Raw genomic sequence first — 1,098 nt, 5'->3', positions numbered from 1 at the left:
AGGTGGTCGCGAATTCAACTTCGAAGTGCAATTCCCGATTAAAAATCAGGCTGCTTTCAGAAGTTCGTCAAAAACCACCTGTGGCTGTTTAAATCCCAAGCATTTGCGCGGCCTGAAGTTCAGCCGCTTTTCGACGGCTGACAGTGCCTCTGCTGTCACCACACTCAAATCACTGCCTTTGGGCACATATTGCCGCAGCAGACCATTGCTATTCTCATTCTGTCCCCGTTCCCATGCACTGTATGGATGCGCAAAGTACACCTGCGCTTCCAGCTCTGCTGCAACACGTTCATGTTCGACAAACTCGCTACCATTGTCAGCTGTGATGGTATGGACATGTGCCTGGTAGGGTTTCAGCATGCTGATAATGGTGTCCGCCACCGCGCTGGCTGTTTTGCTGGGAACGTATTGAACCAGGTAGAGCCGGCTCTTACGCTCCAACAGACTCACTATTGCACCGCTGCCTTGCTTACCCAACACGGTATCGACTTCCCAATCTCCCACACGGCTCCGCTCATTGACTATCGCAGGGCGTTCATCAATCGATACCGGATTGGGAATGACACTGCGTTTGCTGTTCTTACCCTTGCGATAGCGTTTGTGACCCTGACGCAGATGCCGGTATAGCGTGCCACCGTTGGCCTTGTCGCGTGCCACATAGCGGTATATCCACTCGTGGCTAACCGGGCAGTTAATCATGTCTCCAACGCCACTGATTTGCTCGGGACTCCAGTCCGCGACCAGCGCCATGCAAACAAAGTCGATGGTATCAGACGGGACAGTACGCTTCTGACTCGTCAGCCGTCGTGCCGTGGCAAGTTGGTGAGCCTGCTGCGGCTGATAGGCCTGCCCAGCACAATTACGACGAAGCTCACGACTGATAGTCGATGGATGAACCCCGAGCTGTTTGGCAATGCGGGCCTGTGACAGGCCATGGTCACGGAGGCAGGCAATCTGGTATCGTAGCCCCTCGGTCAACTGCTGGTATTTCATGGTGTATCGCTTTGTTTCTTTGGCGAGAAGAAGCGTACCCTAACTGGTAGTTGACCGCCTCTCTCCTATGCACCATGGGCATTGCACTTATTATCTGAATTCACG

Annotated in this window: 1 protein-coding gene; it reads right to left on the bottom strand. The window is 53.5% G+C overall.

Annotated features, from left to right (window positions below; all coding sequences use genetic code 11):
- Positions 1-45 precede the first annotated feature (45 nt).
- Positions 46-993 (bottom strand): IS30-like element ISAeca1 family transposase, encoded by a 948-nt coding sequence (locus tag ACB040_RS20720; RefSeq protein ID WP_012564931.1) that lies wholly within the window; start codon positions 991-993, stop codon positions 46-48.
- Positions 994-1,098 lie beyond the last annotated feature (105 nt).

It is taken from the genome of Aeromonas sp. S11(2024) (assembly GCF_041402345.1).
Lineage (GTDB): Bacteria > Pseudomonadota > Gammaproteobacteria > Enterobacterales > Aeromonadaceae > Aeromonas > Aeromonas veronii.
Note: the sequence above shows the minus strand (reverse complement) of the source record. Positions and strands in the feature narration are given on the sequence as shown.